Source organism: Pseudomonas sp. RtIB026 (assembly GCF_016861355.2).
Lineage (GTDB): Bacteria > Pseudomonadota > Gammaproteobacteria > Pseudomonadales > Pseudomonadaceae > Aquipseudomonas > Aquipseudomonas peradeniyensis.
This window is the reverse complement of record NZ_AP023348.2, coordinates 3,347,317-3,366,086: the sequence shown is the minus strand read 5'-3', so window position 1 is coordinate 3,366,086 and position 18,770 is coordinate 3,347,317. Positions and strand designations below refer to the sequence as shown.

The window sequence follows — 18,770 nt, the reverse complement described above, 5'->3', positions numbered from 1 at the left end:
CGCCCTCTGCCCCTGTAGGAGCGGCCTTGTGCCGCGAAAGGGCTGCGCAGCGGCCCCAGGATTTCAGCGTTTACACAAAAATCGCCGGGGCCGCTACGCGGCCCTTTCGCGGCACAAGGCCGCTCCTACAGAAGAGACAGCGGGTCAGTCGCTGGTCAGAGCGTCATCGCCGCCAACCAGCCAAACGCCAGCAGCGGCAGATTGTAGTGGATGAACGTCGGCACCACGGTATCCCAGATGTGATGGTGCTGTCCGTCCACGTTCAGCCCCGAGGTCGGCCCCAGGGTCGAGTCCGACGCCGGCGAACCGGCATCGCCCAGGGCGCCGGCGGTACCGACGATGCACACGGTGGCCAGCGGGTCGAAGCCCAGCTGCACGCACAGCGGCACGAAGATCGCCGCCAGGATCGGCACGGTGGAGAACGACGAGCCGATGCCCATGGTCACCAGCAGCCCCACCAGCAGCATCAGCAGCGCGCCGACGCCCTTGCTGTGGTCGATCCACTGGGCCGAGGTTTCCACCAGGCTCTTCACCTCGCCGGTGGCCTTCATCACTTCGGCAAAGCCGGAGGCGGCGATCATGATGAAGCCGATCATCGCCATCATCTTCATGCCTTCGGTGAACAGGCTGTCGGTGTCCTTCCAGCGCACGATGCCCGACAGCGAGAAGATCAGGAAGCCGACCATCGCACCGATGATCATCGAATCCAGCCACAGCTGGATGATGAACGCGGCGCCGATCGCCACCCCGGCCACCAGCAGGGTCACCGGGTTGTACTGCACGCTGACCTGCTCGACCTGTTCGATGCGTTCCAGGTCGTAGTCACGCTTCTTGCGGTAGCTGAAGAACACCGCCAGCAACAGGCCGGCGAGCATGCCCGCCGCCGGGATGGCCATGGCGTGGGTCACATTGACGCCGCTGACGTCCACCCCGGCGCGGCTGACATTGGCCAGCAGGATCTCGTTGAGGAAGATGTTGCCGAAGCCCACCGGCAGGAACATGTACGGGGTGATCAGGCCGAAGGTGATCACGCAGGCGATCAGCCGGCGGTCGATGCGCAGGCGGGTCAGCACGTACAGCAGCGGCGGCACCAGCAAGGGAATGAAGGCGATGTGGATCGGCAGGATGTTCTGCGACGACACCGCCACCACCAGCATCAGGCCGACCAGCAGCCACTTGACCTTGCCACCGTCGGCATGGCCCTGGCGATCGATCATCGCCAGCGCCCGGTCGGCCAGGGCATGGGCCAGTCCGGACTTGGCGATGGCCACCGCGAAGGCGCCGAGCAAGGCATAGGACAGGGCCACCGTGGCCCCGCCACCCAGGCCTCCATTAAAAGCCTTGAGCGTACCCTCGATACCCAAGCCACCGACCAGGCCTCCGACCAGGGCGCCGATGATCAGGGCGATGACCACATGCACGCGGGACAGGCTCAGGATCAGCATGAGCCCGACCGCGGCAATCACTGCATTCATGGTGTGCGAACCTCGTTACGACAGACAAAAAGCGGGCATTCCGGCGACAGACTGCGCGCAGGCAGTGGCCGGACCAGGGGATGTTGTTATGAAGGGCGCACACTCTGAAGCACAGGCCGGCAGAAGTCAAAAGCGTCTGCTCCGCAACATCGCGTAGGGAATAGACGAAAGTCGCAGGGTTTAATTGAACGTTTGAATAAAGAAAAATCCGAGCAGGCCGACACAGTCGGCAGCATCAAACCTATTACAAGGGATTTTCCCCATGCCTTTGCTGCGACAACTCTCCATCCAATGGAAGATCACCCTGCTGGCGGGCCTGTGCCTGGCGGCCATCGTCACCCTGCTCGTCGGCCTTTCGCTGTACCGCATGGACCACAGTTCGGACCTGGTGAAAGCCAGCAGCATGCGCATGCTCTCCGACTCGGCCCAGTCGCGCATCGAATCCCAGGGCGAGGTCCAGGCCCTGAACATTCGCCGCCAGTTCATGGACGCCTACCAATACGGCGCCGGCTTTGCCCGCCAGGTGCTGTTCCTGCGCGAACAGGCCGAGAAACGCTTCCTCGACGCCTACGACCTGCGCCAGGACATGACCGCCCAGGTGCGTGCCGCGTTGCAGGCCAACCCCGACCTGCTCGGCCTGTCGCTGGTGTTCGAGCCGGGCGCGCTGGATGGCAAGGACAAGTTGTTCGCCGGCCAGAGCGAACTGGGCAGCAACGAGACCGGGCGCTTCGCCCTGTACTGGTCGCAGCCGCGGGTCGGCCAGCTGACCTCGATGGCCCTGCCCGAGCACGACATGGCCAACACCGAGATCGGCCCCAGCGGCCAGCCGGCCAACACCTGGTGGGTGTGCCCGCGCAGCACCGGGACGGTGTGCGTGGTCGAGCCGTACTTCTATGACATCGACGGCCAGCGCGTGCTGATGACCAGCATCGTGTTCCCGCTCAAGGCGGGCGACAAGGTCATCGCCACCCTGTCCATCGACATCAACCTCAACAGCCTGCAGGCCCTGAGCCAGACCGCCAGCCGCAGCCTCTACGACGGCCAGACCACCGTCGGCATCCTCAGCCCCGTGGGCCTGCTGGCCGGCTACAGCGCCGACGCCGGCAAGCTGGCCCAGCGCTTCGACCAGGTCGACCGCACCCAGGGCGCGGAGCTTGTGCGCAAGCTCGCCGACGGCAAGCTGCAGATCCTTCACGACCAGCAACGCCTGAAAGTGCTGGCCGCTTTCGAGCCGATCCCTGGCGGCAAGCCATGGGGCGTGCTGCTGGACGTGCCGGAAAGCGCCCTGACCGGTCCGGCCGAGGCCCTCAAGGTTGAACTCGACGCCCTCAACACCAGCGGTACCCTGCTCGAACTGGGCCTGGGCCTGGCCGCCGCCATCGCCGGCCTGCTGCTGGTGTGGCTGATGGCCCGCGGCGTGACCCGGCCGATCCTCGGCGTGGCCGCCATGCTCAAGGACATCGCCAGCGGCGAAGGCGACCTGACCCGCCGCCTGCAGTACGACAAGCAGGATGAGCTGGGCGAGCTGGCCGGCTGGTTCAACCGCTTCCTCGACAAGCTGCAGCCGACCATCGCCGAGGTGAAACGCTCGGTGCAGGCCGCTCGCGGCACCGCCGACCAGTCCGCGGCGATTGCCGCCGAGACCAGCGCCGGCATGGAGCAGCAATACCGCCAGGTCGACCAGGTGGCCACCGCCTCCCACGAGATGAGCGCCACTGCCCAGGACGTTGCCCGCAGCGCGGCCCAGGCCGCCCAGGCCGCGCGCGAAGCCGACCAGGCGACCCGCGAAGGCCTGGCGGTGATCGACCGCACCACCACCAGCATCGACACCCTGGCCGCCGACATGAGCGGCGCCATGGCCCAGGTCGAGGGGCTGGCGCGCAACAGCGAGAAGATCGGCTCGGTGCTCGAGGTGATCCGCTCTATCGCCGAGCAGACCAACCTGCTGGCGCTCAACGCCGCCATCGAGGCCGCTCGCGCCGGTGAGGCCGGCCGTGGCTTCGCCGTGGTCGCCGACGAGGTGCGCAACCTGGCCCGCCGCACCCAGGAGTCGGTGGAGGAAACCCGCCAGGTAATCGAAGCCCTGCAGGCCGGTACCCAGGAAGTGGTCGGCGCCATGGACAGCAGCCACCGCCAGGCCCAGGGCGGCGTCGAGCAGGTCGGCCAGGCCGTCACCGCGCTGCAGCGCATCGGCCAGGCGGTGACCGTGATCACCGACATGAACCTGCAGATCGCCAGCGCCGCCGAGGAGCAGAGCGCGGTGGCCGAGGAGATCAACAGCAACGTCGCCACCATCCGTGACGTGACCGAGTCGCTGAGCGGCCAGGCCAACGAATCGGCGCGGGTCAGCCAGTCGCTCAACAGCCTGGCCAACCAGCAGCAGGGGCTGATGGATCAGTTCCGCGTTTGATTCCACCCCGTCGGGGCCGCTTTGCGGCCCTTTCGCGGCACAAGGCCGCTCCTACAGGTGCTGACGCGCCCCCTTTAGGAGCGGCCTTGTGCCGCGAAAGGGCTGCGCAGCAGCCCCGGCAACTTCGTCGTCTACACTTCTGCCCGAACCCAAGGACCGGCAACCGACGAGGCCCCGATGAAGAAAGTCCCCACCCTTCTGGCCAGCCTGCTCCTCGCCTTCGGCCTGGCCAGCACCGATTCTGCCGCTGCTGCGGACCAACCCGCCCCCATCCACTTCGGCGCCATCGGCTGGGAAAGCGGTGCCCTGACCACAGAGATCCTGCGCCTGATCGTCGAACACGGTTACGGCTACCCCACCGACACCCTCCCCGGCAGTACCGTCAGCATGGAAGTGGCCCTGGCGCGCAACGACCTGCAGGTAATCGCCGAGGAATGGGCCGGACGCAGCCCCGCCTGGGTCAAGGCCGAACAGGCCGGCCAGGTGTTCGCCCTGGGCGACACGGTGAAGAACGCCGAGGAAGGCTGGTGGGTGCCGGCCTACGTGATCAAGGGCGACCCTGCACGCGACCTGAAACCCTTGGCCCCGGACCTGCGCAGCGTCTACGACCTCAAAGACTACCCCCAAGTGTTCAAGGACCCCGAGGTACCCGGCAAAGGCCGCTTCCTCAACAGCCCCAGCGGCTGGACCTCCGAGACCGTCAACAGCCAGAAGCTCAAGGCCTACGGCCTGGACGGGCTGTACAACAACTTCCGCAGCGGCTCCGGCGCCGCCCTCGACGCCGAGATAGGCTCGGCGATCCGCCGAGGTCAGCCTGTACTGTTCTACTACTGGAGCCCTACTCCGCTGATGGGCCGCTACGACCTGGTTCGCCTGGAGGAGCCGGCGTTCGATGCCACCGCCTGGGCCACCCTGACCGATGCCGCTAACCCCAACCCGAAAGGCAGCCGCTCGTTGCCGGCCAAGCTCTCGATCGGCGTGTCGAAGGCATTCCGTGACGCCCACCCCGAGCTGGTCGCGGTGTTCGAAAAGGTCGACCTGCCCATCATCACCCTGAACACGGCCCTGGCACGCATGAGCGAAACCCGCCAGCCGCCCCGCGAGGCCGCCCTCGCCTTCCTGCGCGACAACCCCGCTGTGTGGAAGGCCTGGATGCCCGCCGAAAACGCCGCCAAGGTCGAGGCCGGCCTGTGAGCGGCGGCTTCCCCGAAGCCCTGCAATTCTCCTTCGCCGCCTGGGTCAACCGCCTGGTCGACTGGCTGGTGCTGCACTATGGCGATCACCTGCGCAGCATCTCCGACCAACTGCTGCAACTGCTGGTGGGCCTGGAGAACCTGCTCCGGTTACTGCCCTGGTGGCTGCTGTTGCTGCTGGTCGGGCTGCTGGCCTGGCACGCCAGCCGCAGCCTGGCACGGGCGTTGGTGTTGCCGCTGCTGCTGGCGCTGATCGGCATGCTCGGGCTGTGGGACAAGCTGCTGCAGACCCTCGCCCTGGTGCTGGTCAGCACCGGCCTGTGCGTGCTGGTCGGCGTGCCGCTGGGCATCCTGCTGGCCACTCGCCCCCTGGCCCGGCGCCTGATCCTGCCGGTGCTCGACGTGATGCAGACGCTGCCGGCCTTCGTCTACCTGATCCCGGTGCTGATGCTGTTCGGCCTGGGCAAGGTGCCAGCGGTGTTCGCCACCCTCATCTATGCCCTGCCGCCGCTGGTTCGCCTGACCGATCTGGGCCTGGCGCAGATCGACCCGTCGCTGCTGCAGGCCGCCCACGGCCTGGGCGCCAGCCGCTGGCAGCGCTTGCGCCGCATCGCCCTGCCGCTGGCCTTGCCGAGCATCATGGCCGGGCTCAACCAGTCGGTGATGATGGCATTGTCGATGGTGGTGGTGGCGTCGATGATCGGCGCCCGCGGGCTGGGCGAAGACGTGCTGGCCGGGATCCAGACCCTGAACGTCGGCCAGGGCGTCGAGGCGGGGCTGGCGATCGTCGCCCTGGCGATGGTCATCGACCGCATCAGCCAGGCTTATGGACGACCTGGGCGCTGAGTTGAAGCCGTGCAGCTAGACTGTAGACAGCCCACCCTCAGGAATATCGACCATGCGCCTACCGTGGATGCTGTTCGGCCTGTCCCTCGCCCTGTTCGCAGGCCTCCTCCCCGCCGCTGACAGCCAGAAAGCCGCGGTCGCCGAAGACAAGGCTCAGGTACTGGAAGAAAAGGTGGCCGAGGATGCACCACCGCCGAAAAAGCAGGAGACCCTGACCCCTGGAGAAGTCCAGGCGGTCGACCCGGCGGGCCAGTCGCCGATGGATGACAGCATCACCTGCCTGGCGCGCACCATCTACTGGGAGGCCAAGGGTGCCAATGCCCAGGACATGGGTGCGGTAGCCAGCGTGGTGCTCAATCGCCTGGGGCACGAGGGCTTTCCCGACAGCGTCTGCGCGGTGGTCAAGCAAGGTGTAGAGAGCAAGAGCTGCCAGTTTTCCTGGTGGTGCGATGGACGCCCCGATCAGGTGGAAGAAGAGGAACGCTATGCAGTGGCCAAGGAAATTGCCCGCAAGGCCCTCAACCAGCAGTTGAAGGACCCCACCGGCGGCGCGCTGTATTTTCACGACCGCAACGTCAACCCGGATTGGGCGAAGGCCTACCGCAAGACGGCCGAGACCACGCACTTCCTGTTCTACAAACCGAACCAAGCGCTAGCCCGATGATGACCGGCGGCAGTCCGACATTGATCCGTGGGCGCCTCGTACGACAATGAAATCGGTCCATCTGAGCCAAGACTTCGCCCATCAGTGTTCCCACAATCTTGTCCTCCAGCATCCTTCGCGTGATCAGACCTCAGGCCAACGCTCGCCTTCAGCGTGGAACCATGTTTTCGCGTATCGTACCCGCCTCCCCCCTCCTGCACGGCCCAACCTGCCAAGCCACGAACCGGAGCCTGCCCCGCGTGTCCCTCAAAGCCTTGCGCACCCTGGTCACCATCGCTCGCCACGGCACCTTCGCCCGCGCCGCCGACCTGCTGAGCCTGACCCCCTCGGCGGTGAGTCTGCATATCAAGACCCTGGAGGTCGAACTGCAGGTCTCCCTGTTCGACCGCAGCCGCCGCCAGGTCATGCTGACCGAGGCTGGCCAACTCGCAGTGGTCCGTGCCGAAGGCATCCTGGCCGCCTACGACGAGCTGGCAGACACCCTGGCCAGCGGCCCAAGCTTGCGTGGGCGTCTGCGCATCGGCGCAATTCATACCGTGCTTGCCCGGCGCCTGCCCAAGGCGCTGGTGTGGATCAAGGCGCACCACCCCGAACTGCATGTCAGTGTGGTTTCGGGCATGTCGGCAGAGCTCGCCCGACGGGTCGAGGATGGGGAGCTGGACGCGGCGATCACCACCGAGCCGGTCAGCCCCTACCCGCAGAGTCTTCAGTACACGCCGCTGTTCGAGGACCGCTTCTGGGCCATCGCCAGCCCGGAACTGGCCGGCCAGAACCTGCCGACGCTGCTCGCCGAGCAGCCGTTCCTGCGCTTCGACAAACGCGCCTGGGCCGGTCGGCAGATCGAGCAGGAGCTGCGTCGTCAGCGGCTGCAGGTGAACGAGCAGATGGAACTGGACAGCCAGGAGGCCTTGGCGCGTATGGCGGCCATGGGGCTGGGGGTGGCGGTGATTCCCATGAGCGACGACGACCTCGAGCGGCTGCCAGCAGCCACCGTGCTGCCCTTCGGCGAACCGCAGCTGATCCGGCGTATGGTGCTGCTGGAGCATGAGAAGAGTCAGCGCCGGCATTTGAGTGCAGTGTTGAGGACCGCGTTGGAGGCCTGATCACAGTGTCGCGCCGCGAACCATGATTGCGCGGTCAGCGCGCACCCTGTGGGAGCGGCTTCAGCCGCGAAGCAAGCGACGCAGTGGATGGCACCGGCTTCGCCGGTGTTCGCGGCTAAAGCCGCTCCCACAGGATAAAATTAAATCAATGAGTCACGCATTGGTCATGGAGCGCGGGCTTTCAGTTCGTGCAGTTTTTCTCAACAGTCGCTCAAGAAAACACCGTTTTTTCTGCTCACTCCACTCCGCTAGTCTGTGACGGTACCCGACCACGGACCCGCCCCCATGCTTCATCTGCTGCTCACCACCCTCGTCCCGATCATCCTGCTCATCACCCTCGGTACCTGGCTGCGAGTGCGTGGCTTTCTCGCCGAAACCTTCTGGCCCGGCGCCGAGCGCCTGAGCTACTACGTGCTGCTGCCGTCGCTGTTCCTCCACGGCCTGGCCACCGCCAACCTCGACGGCGTGCCGGTGCTGGGCATGGTGGGCGTGTTAATGCTCTCGACGCTGCTTGGCGCCCTGTTATTGGTGCTCTACCAGGGCGTTGCCAATTATGACGGTGCCGATTTCACCTCGGTATTCCAAGGTGGCGTGCGCTTCAACAACTACATTGGCGCGACCCTGGCCGCCGGTATCTACGGCACGGCCGGCATCGCCCTGGCGGCCGTGGCCAACGCCGCCATCGTGCCGCTGGTCAACCTGCTCTGTGTGCTGGTCTTCGCTCGCTTCAGCGCACGCCACAGCTCGCCGGCCGTGGTACTCCAGGCGATCTTTGCCAACCCGCTGATCATCGGCTGTGCCGGGGGGCTATTGCTGCGATTGACGGGCGTGGGCCTGCCAGCAGGCCTGGAGCCCACGGTCAAAGCCCTGGGCCAGGCGGCGTTACCTTTAGGACTGCTTTGCGTTGGCGCAGCACTGGGTGGCGCGCGGATCGGCCAGCAGGCCAAGCCCTTGGTAGTCTCGGCACTGTTCAAGTTCCTGGTCATGCCACTGACCACCTGGGCATTGTGCCAGCTGCTCGGGCTGGGCGGCCAGGCGGCGGTGGTGGCGGTGCTGTTCCAGGCCCTGCCCACCGCCTCGTCATCCTACGTGATGGCCCGACAGATGGGTGGTAACGCGCCGCTGATGGCGACCATCATCGCCCTGCAGACCATCATCGCCGCCGTGACGCTGCCAATGGTGCTGACATTGGCGCTGAGTTGAAACAATTCGCTTTGAGGGTGGGCAGCCCACGCTCAGGAGAAAGGCCAGCAAGCAAAAAAAGCGCCGCTGAGCATGACTGCCCAGCGGCGCGGGTATCGCATTGAAACAGCTGACTTGACTTAGTCGAAGTCGAAATCAGGCTGGCAGGATCCCATTGCCGTCGGGTAGTAACCCTCTGGGCATTCGATCGGCATCGGCAACCAGGACGATTGAGCCTGAGCTAAGCCAGCAGTGGCCAACAGAGCGACAAATGCGAACATTTTCATAACAGTTTCCTTCAGTAAATAATGTGGTTTAACCGCGACAAGTGAAACTTCTCATTCCGCCCTGTCATCAGTCCGACACACGATATCCCTTGTCGCAGGAAACGGCTTTCACCAAAGGCCCATCCATAACCCGGAAATCAACGCCTAAACCGTAGGAAATATGTCGAAAATGCCGAGTTAGACACCAATTTCATCACTTATCCTTCTCCAACATCCCCCGCTCGACAATGAAGTCGATCACCGCTTGCAACCCCTCACCCTTCTTCAGATTGCTGAAGGTCCACGGTCGCTCCGGGCGCATGCGCCGGGTATCACGCTCCATCACTTCCAGCGAAGCACCGACATAAGGCGCCAGGTCGGTCTTGTTGATCACCAGGAAGTCCGACTTGGTGATCCCCGGCCCGCCCTTGCGCGGGATCTTCTCGCCCTCGGCGACGTCGATCACGTAGATGGTCAGGTCGGCCAGTTCCGGGCTGAAGGTGGCGCTGAGGTTGTCGCCGCCACTCTCGACGAAGATCACTTCGAGGTTGCCGAACCTGCGCGCCAGATCTTCGACGGCGGCCAGGTTCATCGAGGCGTCCTCGCGGATCGCGGTGTGCGGGCAGCCGCCGGTCTCGACGCCGACGATGCGCTCGGGCGCCAGGGCCCCGGCCTCGGTGAGGATGCGCTGGTCTTCCTTGGTATAGATGTCGTTGGTCACCACGGCGATCTGGTAGTGGTCGCGCATGGCCTTGCACAGGCACTCGAGCAGCGCGGTCTTGCCGGAACCGACCGGGCCGCCGACACCGACGCGCAGGGGTTGCTGGTAGTTTTCCATCTAGGCAGTCCTCAGGAACGGAACAATCGGGTGTATTGGGTTTCGTGACGCGATGAGGCGATGGCCAGCAGCGGCAGGCCGCCGCCGAGCTGGTCGTCATCGAGGGCCAGGGCATGGTCGAGCACGGCGGGCAGCGCCTCGCCCAGGTCGCGCAGCAAGGTCTGGGCGGCCTGCTGGCCGAACGGCACCAGCTTCACCCCTGCCATCACCGCGCCTTCCAGCCAGGCGAAGCCATGGCCCAGGGCGAGCTGGCGCAACGGGATCGACCAATGCGCGCCGAGCCAGGCCATGCCGCCCAGCTGGCTGAGTTCGAGGCTGGCGCGCCAGGCCGGAGCCTGCGCCAGCTGCCAACCATCGAGCAGACGCGCCAGGGCGCTGCCGCGCTGGCGCTCCTCGAGGCGCAACTCGGCGGTCTCGCGGTTGGCCAGCAGGAACAGGCTCCAGTGGGCGAAGGCCTCGGCATCGTCCGCCTGACAGGCCCGGTAGAGGCGCGCCAGCAGCGGCCAATCGAGATGGCCGAGGGTGTCGTGCAACTGCTCGCGCTGCCAGGCGGCAAAGCCCTTGGCATCCTTCACCCAGCCGGCTTCCACGGCCCACTCCAGGCCTTGCGAATAGGTGAAGCCACCCACGGGCAGCCCGGGGCTGGCCAGCTGCAGCAGGCGCAGCAGCGCCAGGTCGCTGGTCATCAACCGGCCAGCACCAGCGCGGCACCGGCCAGCAGGCCGCCGCCAAAGGCTTTCTGCAGACCGGCATGACGGCGCAGCAGGCAGCCGACGCCGAAGCCTGCCGCCAGCAGCAGGCCACTGACCGTGACGAAGCCGGCGCTGAACTGCCAGAACGCGCTGGGGGTGGCTTCCACGCCATGGGCCCAGCCGTGGAACAGGGCGAACACCGGCATGATCAGCGACAGCAGCCACTGGCGGCTCGGCAGCAGCATGGCGGCGGCGGCCACCAGCAGCGAGCCGAGGATCATCTGCTCCATGCCGACCACGTCGCCGAACAGATGGCCGCATACCGCGCCGCCGAACATCGCCGCCAGGGTCGCCAGCGGCAGGGTCAGGTTGCGCCGGGTCAGGGCGGCGAGCACGCCGGTGCCGAGTAGCATCAGCAGGTGATCGAGCCCGGTCAGCGGATGCAGCAGGCCGTCCTGCAGCGGGTTGGCGTCGTGGCCGGGGTGAGCGAAGGCCGGCAGGGCCACCATCAGCAGTACCAGGGCGAAAGTCTTTTTCATTGTGGGCTCCAGGGTGAGGTCAGGAATGGGCTGGCAGGCGTACGAACGGATGGGCGTGGCCATGGGAATGACCATGGGGTGCGCTCTGGTAGGCACCGGCCTCGGGCTCGAACGGCGCCTGTTCGGCGACCACCTCCAGCCCCAGGCCGCGCAGCATGTCGTCGAGCACATGGTCGTGCTGGTAGCGCAGCAGGCCCGGCTCGATCTGCAGCGGCACATGGCGGTTGCCCAGGTGGTAGGCGGCGCGGGCCAGCAGGTGCGGGTCGGCGCAACGCACCGTGGACACCGCCTCCGGCGCGGCGACTACCTGGATCACCTGAGTGCCTTCGGCGTCGCTCAGCAATTCGCCGCCACGCAGCAGATGGCCGCGCTCAAGCATCAATCCGGCCTCGCGGCCATCGTCGAGGGTGACCCGCAGGCGGCTCTTGATGCGGCTGTCGACATTGAGAGTGACGGTGCCGGTGATGGCCTCGACCTGGGTGATGCGACGGGTAAGGACAATCATGTTCGCTCCTTCAGAACAGGAAATAGCGCTGCGCCAGCGGCAGCTCGTGGGCCGGCTCGCACACCAGCAGCTCGCCGTCGGCACGCACCTGGTAGGTCTGGGCATCGACCTCGATCAGCGGTTGCAGGGTGTTGTGGAGCATGTCGGCCTTGCGCACCCGCCGGCAGCCATGGGCCACGCCGATCAGGCTCTGCAGCTTCAGTTCATGGGATAGGCCACGGTCCACGGCGGCCTGGGGCAGGAAGGTCATGCGCGTGGCATGCCGCGCCGCGCCCAGGGCGCCGAACATCGGCCGGTAGTGCACCGGTTGCGGGGTCGGGATCGAGCCGTTGATATCGCCCATCGGCGCCGTGACGATCATCCCGCCCTTGAGCACCAGGGCCGGCTTGACCGCAAAGAACGCCGGCGCCCACAGCACCAGGTCGGCCAGCTTGCCCACCTCCACCGAACCGACTTCGTGGGCAATGCCGTGGGTCAGCGCAGGATTGATGGTGTACTTGGCGATGTAGCGCTTGACCCGGAAGTTGTCGCTGTAGGCACCATCCGGCGCCAGCGGGCCGCGACGCAGCTTCATCTGGTGTGCCACCTGCCAGGTGCGCAGCACCACCTCGCCGACCCGGCCCATGGCCTGGGAATCGGAGGAGGTCATGGCGAAGGCGCCCATGTCGTGGAGGATATCCTCGGCAGCGATGGTCTCGCGGCGGATGCGCGACTCGGCGAAGGCCACGTCCTCGGCGATGCTCGGGTCCAGGTGGTGGCAGACCATGAGCATGTCCAGGTGCTCGTCCACCGTGTTCACGGTGTAGGGCAGCGTCGGGTTGGTCGAGGACGGCAGCACATTGGCCTGCCCCGCCGCGCGGATGATGTCCGGCGCGTGGCCGCCGCCCGCCCCTTCGGTGTGGAAGGTATGGATGGTGCGCTCGCCGATGGCGGCCAGGGTGTCTTCGATGCAGCCCGACTCGTTGAGGGTGTCGGTGTGGATCGCCACCTGGATGTCCATCTCCTCGGCCACCCCCAGGCAGCAGTCGATGGCGGCGGGCGTCGAGCCCCAGTCTTCGTGCAGTTTGAGGCCCACGGCGCCGGCGGCGATCTGCTCGCGCAGGGCCTCGGGCCGCGAGGCGTTGCCCTTGCCCAGCAAGCCGATGTTGATCGGCAGGCAGTCGGCGGCCTGGAGCATGCGCGCCAGGTACCAGGGGCCGGGGGTGCAGGTGGTGGCGTTGGTGCCGGTGGCGGGGCCGGTGCCGCCGCCGATGAACGTGGTCACGCCGCTGGTCAGCGCCTCCTCCACCTGCTGCGGGCAGATGAAGTGGATATGCGAGTCGATACCGCCGGCGGTGACGATCTTGCCTTCGGCGGCGATCACCTCGGTACCCGGCCCTACAGGCACCGTGACACCAGGCTGCACATCGGGGTTGCCGGCTTTGCCGATGGCGGCAATACGCCCGTGCTTGACACCGATATCGGCCTTGACGATGCCCCAGTGGTCGATGATCAGTGCGTTGGTCAGCACCAGGTCCATGGCCTCGGCAGCGAGCATCTGGCCCTGGCCCATGCCGTCGCGGATCACCTTGCCGCCGCCGAACTTGACCTCCTCGCCGTAGATCGTGAAGTCCTTCTCCACCTCCACCCACAGCGCGGTGTCGGCCAGGCGTACGCGGTCGCCGACGGTGGGCCCGAACATGTCGGCGTAGGCCTGGCGGGAAATGCGGCTCATGCCCTGCCCTCCAGCGCGCCCATCACCTTGCCCTGGAAGCCGTACACCTCGCGCTTGCCGGCATAGGCCACCAGCTGCACGGTGCGCGCCTGCCCCGGCTCGAAGCGCACCGCGGTGCCGGCCGGAATGTCCAGGCGAAAGCCACGGGTCGGCTCGCGCTCGAACACCAGGGCGTCGTTGACTTCGTGGAAGTGGTAGTGCGAGCCCACCTGCACCGGGCGGTCGCCATGGTTGGCCACGCTGACGCTGAGGGTCTGGCGGCCGACGTTGAGCTCGATGTCGCCTGCGGCGACCTGGACTTCTCCGGGGATCATGCCGGCCTCCTCAAACGATGGGTTCATGCACGGTCACCAGCTTGGTGCCGTCGGGGAAGGTCGCCTCGACCTGGACGTCGTGCAGCATCTCCGGCACGCCGGCCATGACCTGCTCGCGCACCAGCACCTCACGGCCCAGGCTCATCAGCTCGGCCACCGTGCGGCCATCGCGGGCGCCTTCGAGCACCGCGGCGCTGATCAGCGCCACCGCTTCCGGGTAGTTGAGCTTCAGGCCACGGGCCAGGCGCCGTTCGGCCAGCAAGGCGGCGGTGAACAGCAGCAGTTTGTCTTTCTCTCGCGGGGTCAGCTCCATGGCGGCTCTCTTCAGGTGGCCCAGATGCGCGGCGGGCACGGCGCCAGGCCGAGCACGGCCGGGCGCAGCAGGTGCCAGAGGCGCTGCAGGTTGCGTTGCAGGTGTTGGTTGTCGTGGTCGAGCAGGCGGATCACCAGCAGCGGGCCGAGCAAGGTCGCGCCAGCGGGCGTGGCCAGTTCGTCGAGGGCCTGGCGCACCTGGTCGAGCAGCGCCTGGTCGGCCGGCGCGGCGCAAAACGTGGCGATCAGCGGATGCCCGGCCAGTTTGTCCAGGTGCCCGCCTTCGATGCGCAGGCGCTCGTGCAGGCCGGGCTCACCGGGCAGCTCGATGCGCAATCGGCTATCCAGGGCGCCCTGCTCGAAGCGCTCGCCCATCACCGGGCGGCCCAGGCACAGCGTCTCCCAGGCCAGCAGGCGGGCACCGGGCTCGAGGGTGAAACGGCTGTCCAGGCAGGCTCGGGCACCGTTGAAGAAGATGCTGTCCTGGGGCAGCCACTCCAGGGTGCTGCCGGCGGCGAGGTGAAAGCGCTGGGCCAGGCGCGCGGTGGGGCCGATGCTGCGGTAGAACTTGCTGGCGCCGGGCATGGTCAGCAAGGCGTGGCTGCCGCTCTCCAGGTGGATGTCCAGCTCCAGGCGGTCACCGGCGACAATCCCGCCGGGCGGGTGCAGCACATAGACATGGCACGGCGCGCCCTCCGGGTAGAACGGCCGCTGCACCAAAAGAGGTCCGACATGACGCCGCGCACCAAGGCGGGTCACGCCCTCGCGCTGGACGAAGCGCAACTGCAGATGGGCGCTCCAGCCCGGGTCTGCCTGCGGTGGGTCGATCTGTTGCGCCAACGACATCCTGGAACCCCTGAAATCCGTGGCCTGGTGGCCGGATTGAGGGTCAAGCGCGGGGTGCTTGCGGGCATTCCGGGCTGACCACTCGATCAATATTCGCTGAGGGGATATAGCAGGGAGCGGGCCAACTGCGCAGATGAACGATGATGAAACTTTCGGACCGCCAGTCATGCCGCAAGGCTACGGCCCAGAGCGGCTGCGCCCGGGCGCGCAATTCGGGTGCCAGCCTCGATGGCGAAGTGCGCTAAAGTGACCACCCTGCCCTTTTTCGAGCCAAGGACGCCCCCATGCAATTCGCCCCCGCCATTCCGATCCTGCGGATCTTCTCGGTCGACAAGGCCCGGGAGTTCTACCTCGACTTCCTCGGTTTCCAGCTCGACTGGGAACACCGCTTCGCCCCGGACCTGCCGCTGTACATGCAGGTCCACCGCGACGGCCTGATCCTGCACCTGTCCGAGCACCACGGCGACGCCACGCCGGGCGCGGCGGTGTTCGCCCGAGTCGAGGACCTCAAGGCCCTGGAGCGTGAACTGCTGGCCAAACAATACGGCTATGCGCGACCGCACGCCGAGGCAGTCGACTGGGGCCTGGAGATGCAGGTCGCCGACCCGTTCGGCAACCGCCTGCGCTTCTGCCAGCAGATCGACAACGTCTGATGGCCGGCGGCAAGCGTGCCCTGGCGCGCCTGGAGCGGGAGATGGTCGCCTGCCTGACCGAGGCCTGCGCCACCGCCCAGGGCGAGATCGTCGGTTTCGCCTGGCTCACCCACCAGGTGGACCTCGACGACTTCCCCGCCAGCCTGCGCATCACCTGGGTGTTCACCGACGACACCGACAAGGCCCGGGCCCTGGCCGGCGCGGACAAGGCGCGGATGATCGCGTTGACCGCCCAGGCGCTGAGCGACGCGGGGATCGAGCTGGACCATGTGGCCTGGCATGTGCGCTTCGACAGCGAAGAGGCCTGCTGGCGCGATCATGGCGGCGACTGGAACCGGCGCTTGCGCTGAGCCCTTCAAGCCCTGCGCGGTCCCTGTAGGAGCGGCCTCGTGCCGCGAAGGGGGCGCGTAGCGGCCCCAGGTTTTCAGCGTTGACGCATCAATCGCCGGGGCTGCTACGCAGCCCTTTCCGGCCGGTCCGACGCCTCGGCAAGGCCGCTCCTACAGGGGATTGCGCATGTGCTGACGACGCGCATAGGCGAAAACGTTGCCTTCCAACGCGTTGCTGGACTAGTCTTGCACCCATTCCACACCACGAGGTATTCGTCCAATGCGCCATTGATGCCGCCGTCAGCCTGACGGCCAGTCTTCAGCCTCCGGTTCACACCGGGGATGTCGCGGCATGAGTGGAGTTGTGCATGACGAACTCGTCGATCCTGACGCTGGACAGCGTCACCCTGGTCCTGCCCGATGGCAGGCCACTTTTCACCGACCTCAACGAATCCTTCGACCTGCGCCACACCGGCCTGGTCGGACGCAACGGCGTGGGCAAGAGCTTGCTCGGGCAACTGCTGGCCGGCCTGCGCGAGCCCAGCCAGGGCCACTGCCTGCGCCATGGCCGGGTGCATCATCTCGACCAGCAGGTACTCGCCAACAGCGCCACTCTCGCTGACCTGGCCCGGATCGGTGGCACCCTGCGCGCCCTCGAACGGATCGAACGCGGCAGCATCGACCCGGCGGACTTCGACGCAGTCGGCGATCGCTGGGACATCCGCTCGCGATTGCAGGCTCAGTTGCAACGCCATGGCCTGGGTCATCTCGACCCGCACTGCCCGGCCAATCGCCTGAGCGGCGGCCAGGCCATGCGCGTCGCCCTGCTCGGCGCCTGGCTGAGCGAGGCCGACTACCTGATCCTCGACGAGCCAAGCAACCACCTGGACAGCAGTGCCAGGGCCATGCTGCTGGACATGCTCCAGGGCTGGGACAAGGGCCTGCTGGTGATCAGTCACGATCGGGCACTGCTCGGGCACATGGCACGCATCGTCGAACTGTCGCCCCTTGGCTTGCGCGCCTATGGCGGCGATTTCGCCTTCTACCGGCAGCAGAGCACCGCGCAGGCCGAACTGGCCGCGCAGGAATTGCTGCGCCTCAAGCAGCAACGTCAACGCCAGGCCGTGGCATTGCAACGTCAGCGCGAGAATCTCGAGCGTCACCAGGCCTGCGCCGGGCGCCAGGCCAGGCAGGCGAACCAGGCGCAGATTCTGCTCGACCGCCAGCAACAGCGCAGCCAGGCCACCGCCGGGCGCCAGCGCCGCGAGCAGCAAGACGCCAAGGTGGCGCTGGACGAACAGGTGCGCCAGGCAGCGTGCCAGGTCGAGCGCGAGGTGCCGATCATGCTGCACGCCCCCACGCCGCAACGGCATGCGGGGCGCGAGGTGCTGGCCCTGGAGGGTTTGTGCCTGCCACGGGGCACGACGGATGCGCTGGACCTGCGCCTGTGCCTGGGCCAGCGACTGGGGGTGGTGGGCGACAACGGCAGCGGCAAGTCCACCCTGCTGCGAGTGCTGGCCGGTGAGCTGGCGCCGCGCGCGGGAAGCCTGCGGCTGACCGGCGAAGTGGCCCTGCTCGACCAGCACGGCAGCCGCTTGGAACCGCAACAGAGCGCCCTGGAACACCTGCGCGCCGCCAATCCTCGCCTGCAGCGCGACGAACTGCATCGTCGGCTGGCGCAGCTGGGCATCGATGCGGCACGCATCGCACTGCCCGGTGCCCTGCTCAGTGGCGGCGAACGGCTCAAGGTCGCGTTGGCTGCCGTGCTGTACCGGGAACAGCCATTGGACCTGCTGCTGCTCGACGAGCCGAACAACCACCTCGATCTGCCGTCGCTCGAGGCGCTGGAGCAGTTGTTGCGACAGTTCAAGGGGACGCTGCTGGTGGTCTCGCATGACCACGTTTTTCTGGAAAGCCTGATTCTGAAGGACTATCTGCGTTTAGGCTGAATTCAGCAAAGACATGTCTGACTAAGCATCTGACAACCTTCAGAATCTTCCTACACATCATTCGGAAGTCGGGGTCTTTAGCAACATCCCCCTGCACGGCAATGTTCCTGGCCAAGGTAAAATCTAAGGAAGGTGGATGTGCAGTTCGATAACGTCAGCCAGATCATTACCACACATGGACTAGTATTCGACCTCTATGCACTGACAGTGCACCCCGCAGACCGACCCCACCTGTGCAAGCTGTACTTTGCATCGGCTCGTCAGGCCAGCTACCAGATCAGCGATGCCGCGATCCGGATCTACGATCGAATGCAAGCAGGCGACCGACCATGTGCGCTGCGAATCATGGTGTCCCGACCTCTCTCCAGAGCACAAGGCGATGCACTGAATGACCAACGCGGGCACGTCGGTGCACTAATCAGCACAGCTATTGGCGTACCTGTCGGCTTGGTCGCGCCAATAACCGGCGCCGCGCTGGGGGTGAGCATCGGCCCGCTGGCAAGCAGCAGGTTACCGACTTATCACATGGGCGACAGGATGGTGTACATAGAGGCGACTGTCAGCGGAGGAATCGGACCGCAACGGTCAAGCCAATCGCTGATTATCCAGGCACAGCCATGAACGCCTTCATCGCCGCGATACTGCTCACACTTGTAGCAGCCGTGCTCCACCACAGCCTTCGCGCTGCAAAGCTCCGCAAATGGGCCGGGCTGTCTCTGCTTGGCGCAGGTGCGTTGGCTTGGTGGTTCCTGCCTCAGGGTCTGTACCTGAATGTAGAGTGGTCCATGTGGGTGACATTTCTGCTCTGCACAGGCTCAGGCCTGTTCGTTCATCGTAATCGCCATCGCGACAGCGCCTGACCCGAACGTACACGCCCGGCGGATTGTGTGACTGGCCGTTCCCGATCCGCGCCGGATGTATTATGGTGGCGGGGTGCGCA

20 protein-coding genes and 1 pseudogene are annotated in these 18,770 nt (G+C 66.3%); 12 read left to right on the top strand and 9 right to left on the bottom strand.

Features of this window, described 5'->3' with window-relative positions; all coding sequences use genetic code 11:
• Positions 1-155: 155 nt before the first annotated feature.
• A complete protein-coding gene (locus PRtIB026_RS14945; RefSeq protein WP_203646809.1) occupies positions 156-1,475 on the bottom strand; it encodes a Na+/H+ antiporter family protein in 1,320 nt (439 codons plus the stop codon).
• 262 nt (positions 1,476-1,737) lie between these two features.
• On the opposite strand from PRtIB026_RS14945, the pseudogene PRtIB026_RS26660 reads away from it, so the two are divergent.
• The 7 genes and pseudogenes from PRtIB026_RS26660 to PRtIB026_RS14915 all read left to right on the top strand — a co-directional run.
• Positions 1,738-2,979: pseudogene (locus PRtIB026_RS26660) on the top strand (chemotaxis protein); the annotation flags it as partial.
• Between the two features lie 150 nt (positions 2,980-3,129).
• The gene (locus PRtIB026_RS26655) at positions 3,130-3,885 is read left to right on the top strand and encodes a methyl-accepting chemotaxis protein (RefSeq protein WP_371041468.1); all 756 of its coding nucleotides are present in this window, start codon (positions 3,130-3,132) and stop codon (positions 3,883-3,885) included.
• A gap of 177 nt (positions 3,886-4,062) precedes the next feature.
• Positions 4,063-5,079, top strand: coding sequence for an ABC transporter substrate-binding protein (locus PRtIB026_RS14935; RefSeq protein ID WP_203646811.1), 1,017 nt, complete (start codon positions 4,063-4,065; stop codon positions 5,077-5,079).
• Positions 5,076-5,924 (top strand): ABC transporter permease, encoded by an 849-nt coding sequence (locus tag PRtIB026_RS14930; RefSeq protein WP_198745492.1) that lies wholly within the window; start codon positions 5,076-5,078, stop codon positions 5,922-5,924. The genes PRtIB026_RS14935 and PRtIB026_RS14930 overlap by 4 nt, the downstream gene beginning before the upstream one ends.
• 52 nt (positions 5,925-5,976) lie before the next feature.
• The gene (locus PRtIB026_RS14925) at positions 5,977-6,588 is read left to right on the top strand and encodes a cell wall hydrolase (RefSeq protein WP_203646812.1); all 612 of its coding nucleotides are present in this window, start codon (positions 5,977-5,979) and stop codon (positions 6,586-6,588) included.
• Positions 6,589-6,827: 239 nt separating this feature from the next.
• A complete protein-coding gene (locus tag PRtIB026_RS14920) occupies positions 6,828-7,691 on the top strand; it encodes a LysR family transcriptional regulator (RefSeq protein ID WP_203646814.1) in 864 nt (287 codons plus the stop codon).
• A 285-nt stretch (positions 7,692-7,976) separates the two neighbouring features.
• Positions 7,977-8,894 (top strand): AEC family transporter, encoded by a 918-nt coding sequence (locus PRtIB026_RS14915; RefSeq protein WP_203646816.1) that lies wholly within the window; start codon positions 7,977-7,979, stop codon positions 8,892-8,894.
• A 459-nt stretch (positions 8,895-9,353) separates the two neighbouring features.
• Here the strand turns inward: PRtIB026_RS14915 and ureG are convergent, their stop codons facing one another.
• Genes ureG through PRtIB026_RS14875 form a run of 8 tightly spaced genes read right to left on the bottom strand, consistent with a single transcriptional unit; the run spans position 9,354 to position 14,899 of the window.
• Positions 9,354-9,977: an urease accessory protein UreG gene (gene ureG, locus PRtIB026_RS14910; protein WP_203646818.1), complete on the bottom strand. Its 624-nt coding sequence runs from the start codon at positions 9,975-9,977 to the stop codon at positions 9,354-9,356.
• An 11-nt stretch (positions 9,978-9,988) separates the two neighbouring features.
• On the bottom strand, positions 9,989-10,663 hold the full coding sequence (locus tag PRtIB026_RS14905; RefSeq protein ID WP_203646820.1) for an urease accessory protein UreF: 675 nt from the start codon (positions 10,661-10,663) through the stop codon (positions 9,989-9,991).
• On the bottom strand, positions 10,663-11,208 hold the full coding sequence (locus PRtIB026_RS14900; RefSeq protein ID WP_203646823.1) for a HupE/UreJ family protein: 546 nt from the start codon (positions 11,206-11,208) through the stop codon (positions 10,663-10,665). The genes PRtIB026_RS14905 and PRtIB026_RS14900 overlap by 1 nt, the downstream gene beginning before the upstream one ends.
• A 19-nt stretch (positions 11,209-11,227) precedes the next feature.
• Positions 11,228-11,713, bottom strand: a complete 486-nt coding sequence (gene ureE / locus PRtIB026_RS14895; RefSeq protein WP_203646825.1) for an urease accessory protein UreE — start codon at positions 11,711-11,713, stop codon at positions 11,228-11,230.
• A gap of 10 nt (positions 11,714-11,723) precedes the next feature.
• Entirely contained in the window at positions 11,724-13,427 is a 1,704-nt protein-coding gene (gene ureC, locus PRtIB026_RS14890) for an urease subunit alpha (protein ID WP_203646827.1), read from the bottom strand.
• Positions 13,424-13,741, bottom strand: a complete 318-nt coding sequence (locus PRtIB026_RS14885; protein WP_186714494.1) for an urease subunit beta — start codon at positions 13,739-13,741, stop codon at positions 13,424-13,426. The genes ureC and PRtIB026_RS14885 overlap by 4 nt, the downstream gene beginning before the upstream one ends.
• A gap of 10 nt (positions 13,742-13,751) precedes the next feature.
• Complete coding sequence (locus PRtIB026_RS14880) at positions 13,752-14,054, bottom strand: urease subunit gamma (protein WP_038706005.1); 303 nt, start codon at positions 14,052-14,054, stop codon at positions 13,752-13,754.
• Between the two features lie 11 nt (positions 14,055-14,065).
• A complete protein-coding gene (locus PRtIB026_RS14875) occupies positions 14,066-14,899 on the bottom strand; it encodes an urease accessory protein UreD (protein ID WP_203646830.1) in 834 nt (277 codons plus the stop codon).
• A gap of 284 nt (positions 14,900-15,183) precedes the next feature.
• On the opposite strand from PRtIB026_RS14875, the gene PRtIB026_RS14870 reads away from it, so the two are divergent.
• The 5 genes from PRtIB026_RS14870 (at position 15,184) to PRtIB026_RS14850 (ending at position 18,690) form a co-directional block, all read left to right on the top strand.
• Positions 15,184-15,552 carry a glyoxalase superfamily protein gene (locus tag PRtIB026_RS14870; RefSeq protein ID WP_050706017.1) on the top strand — a complete coding sequence of 123 codons (369 nt, stop codon included), beginning with the start codon at positions 15,184-15,186 and terminating at the stop codon, positions 15,550-15,552.
• Positions 15,549-15,902: a hypothetical protein gene (locus PRtIB026_RS14865; protein WP_186733310.1), complete on the top strand. Its 354-nt coding sequence runs from the start codon at positions 15,549-15,551 to the stop codon at positions 15,900-15,902. The genes PRtIB026_RS14870 and PRtIB026_RS14865 overlap by 4 nt, the downstream gene beginning before the upstream one ends.
• A gap of 347 nt (positions 15,903-16,249) precedes the next feature.
• A complete protein-coding gene (locus tag PRtIB026_RS14860) occupies positions 16,250-17,830 on the top strand; it encodes an ATP-binding cassette domain-containing protein (RefSeq protein WP_203646832.1) in 1,581 nt (526 codons plus the stop codon).
• Positions 17,831-17,968: 138 nt separating this feature from the next.
• Complete coding sequence (locus PRtIB026_RS14855) at positions 17,969-18,451, top strand: hypothetical protein (RefSeq protein WP_203646834.1); 483 nt, start codon at positions 17,969-17,971, stop codon at positions 18,449-18,451.
• Entirely contained in the window at positions 18,448-18,690 is a 243-nt protein-coding gene (locus PRtIB026_RS14850) for a hypothetical protein (RefSeq protein WP_203646836.1), read from the top strand. Before PRtIB026_RS14855 ends, PRtIB026_RS14850 begins: the two co-directional genes overlap by 4 nt.
• Positions 18,691-18,770 lie beyond the last annotated feature (80 nt).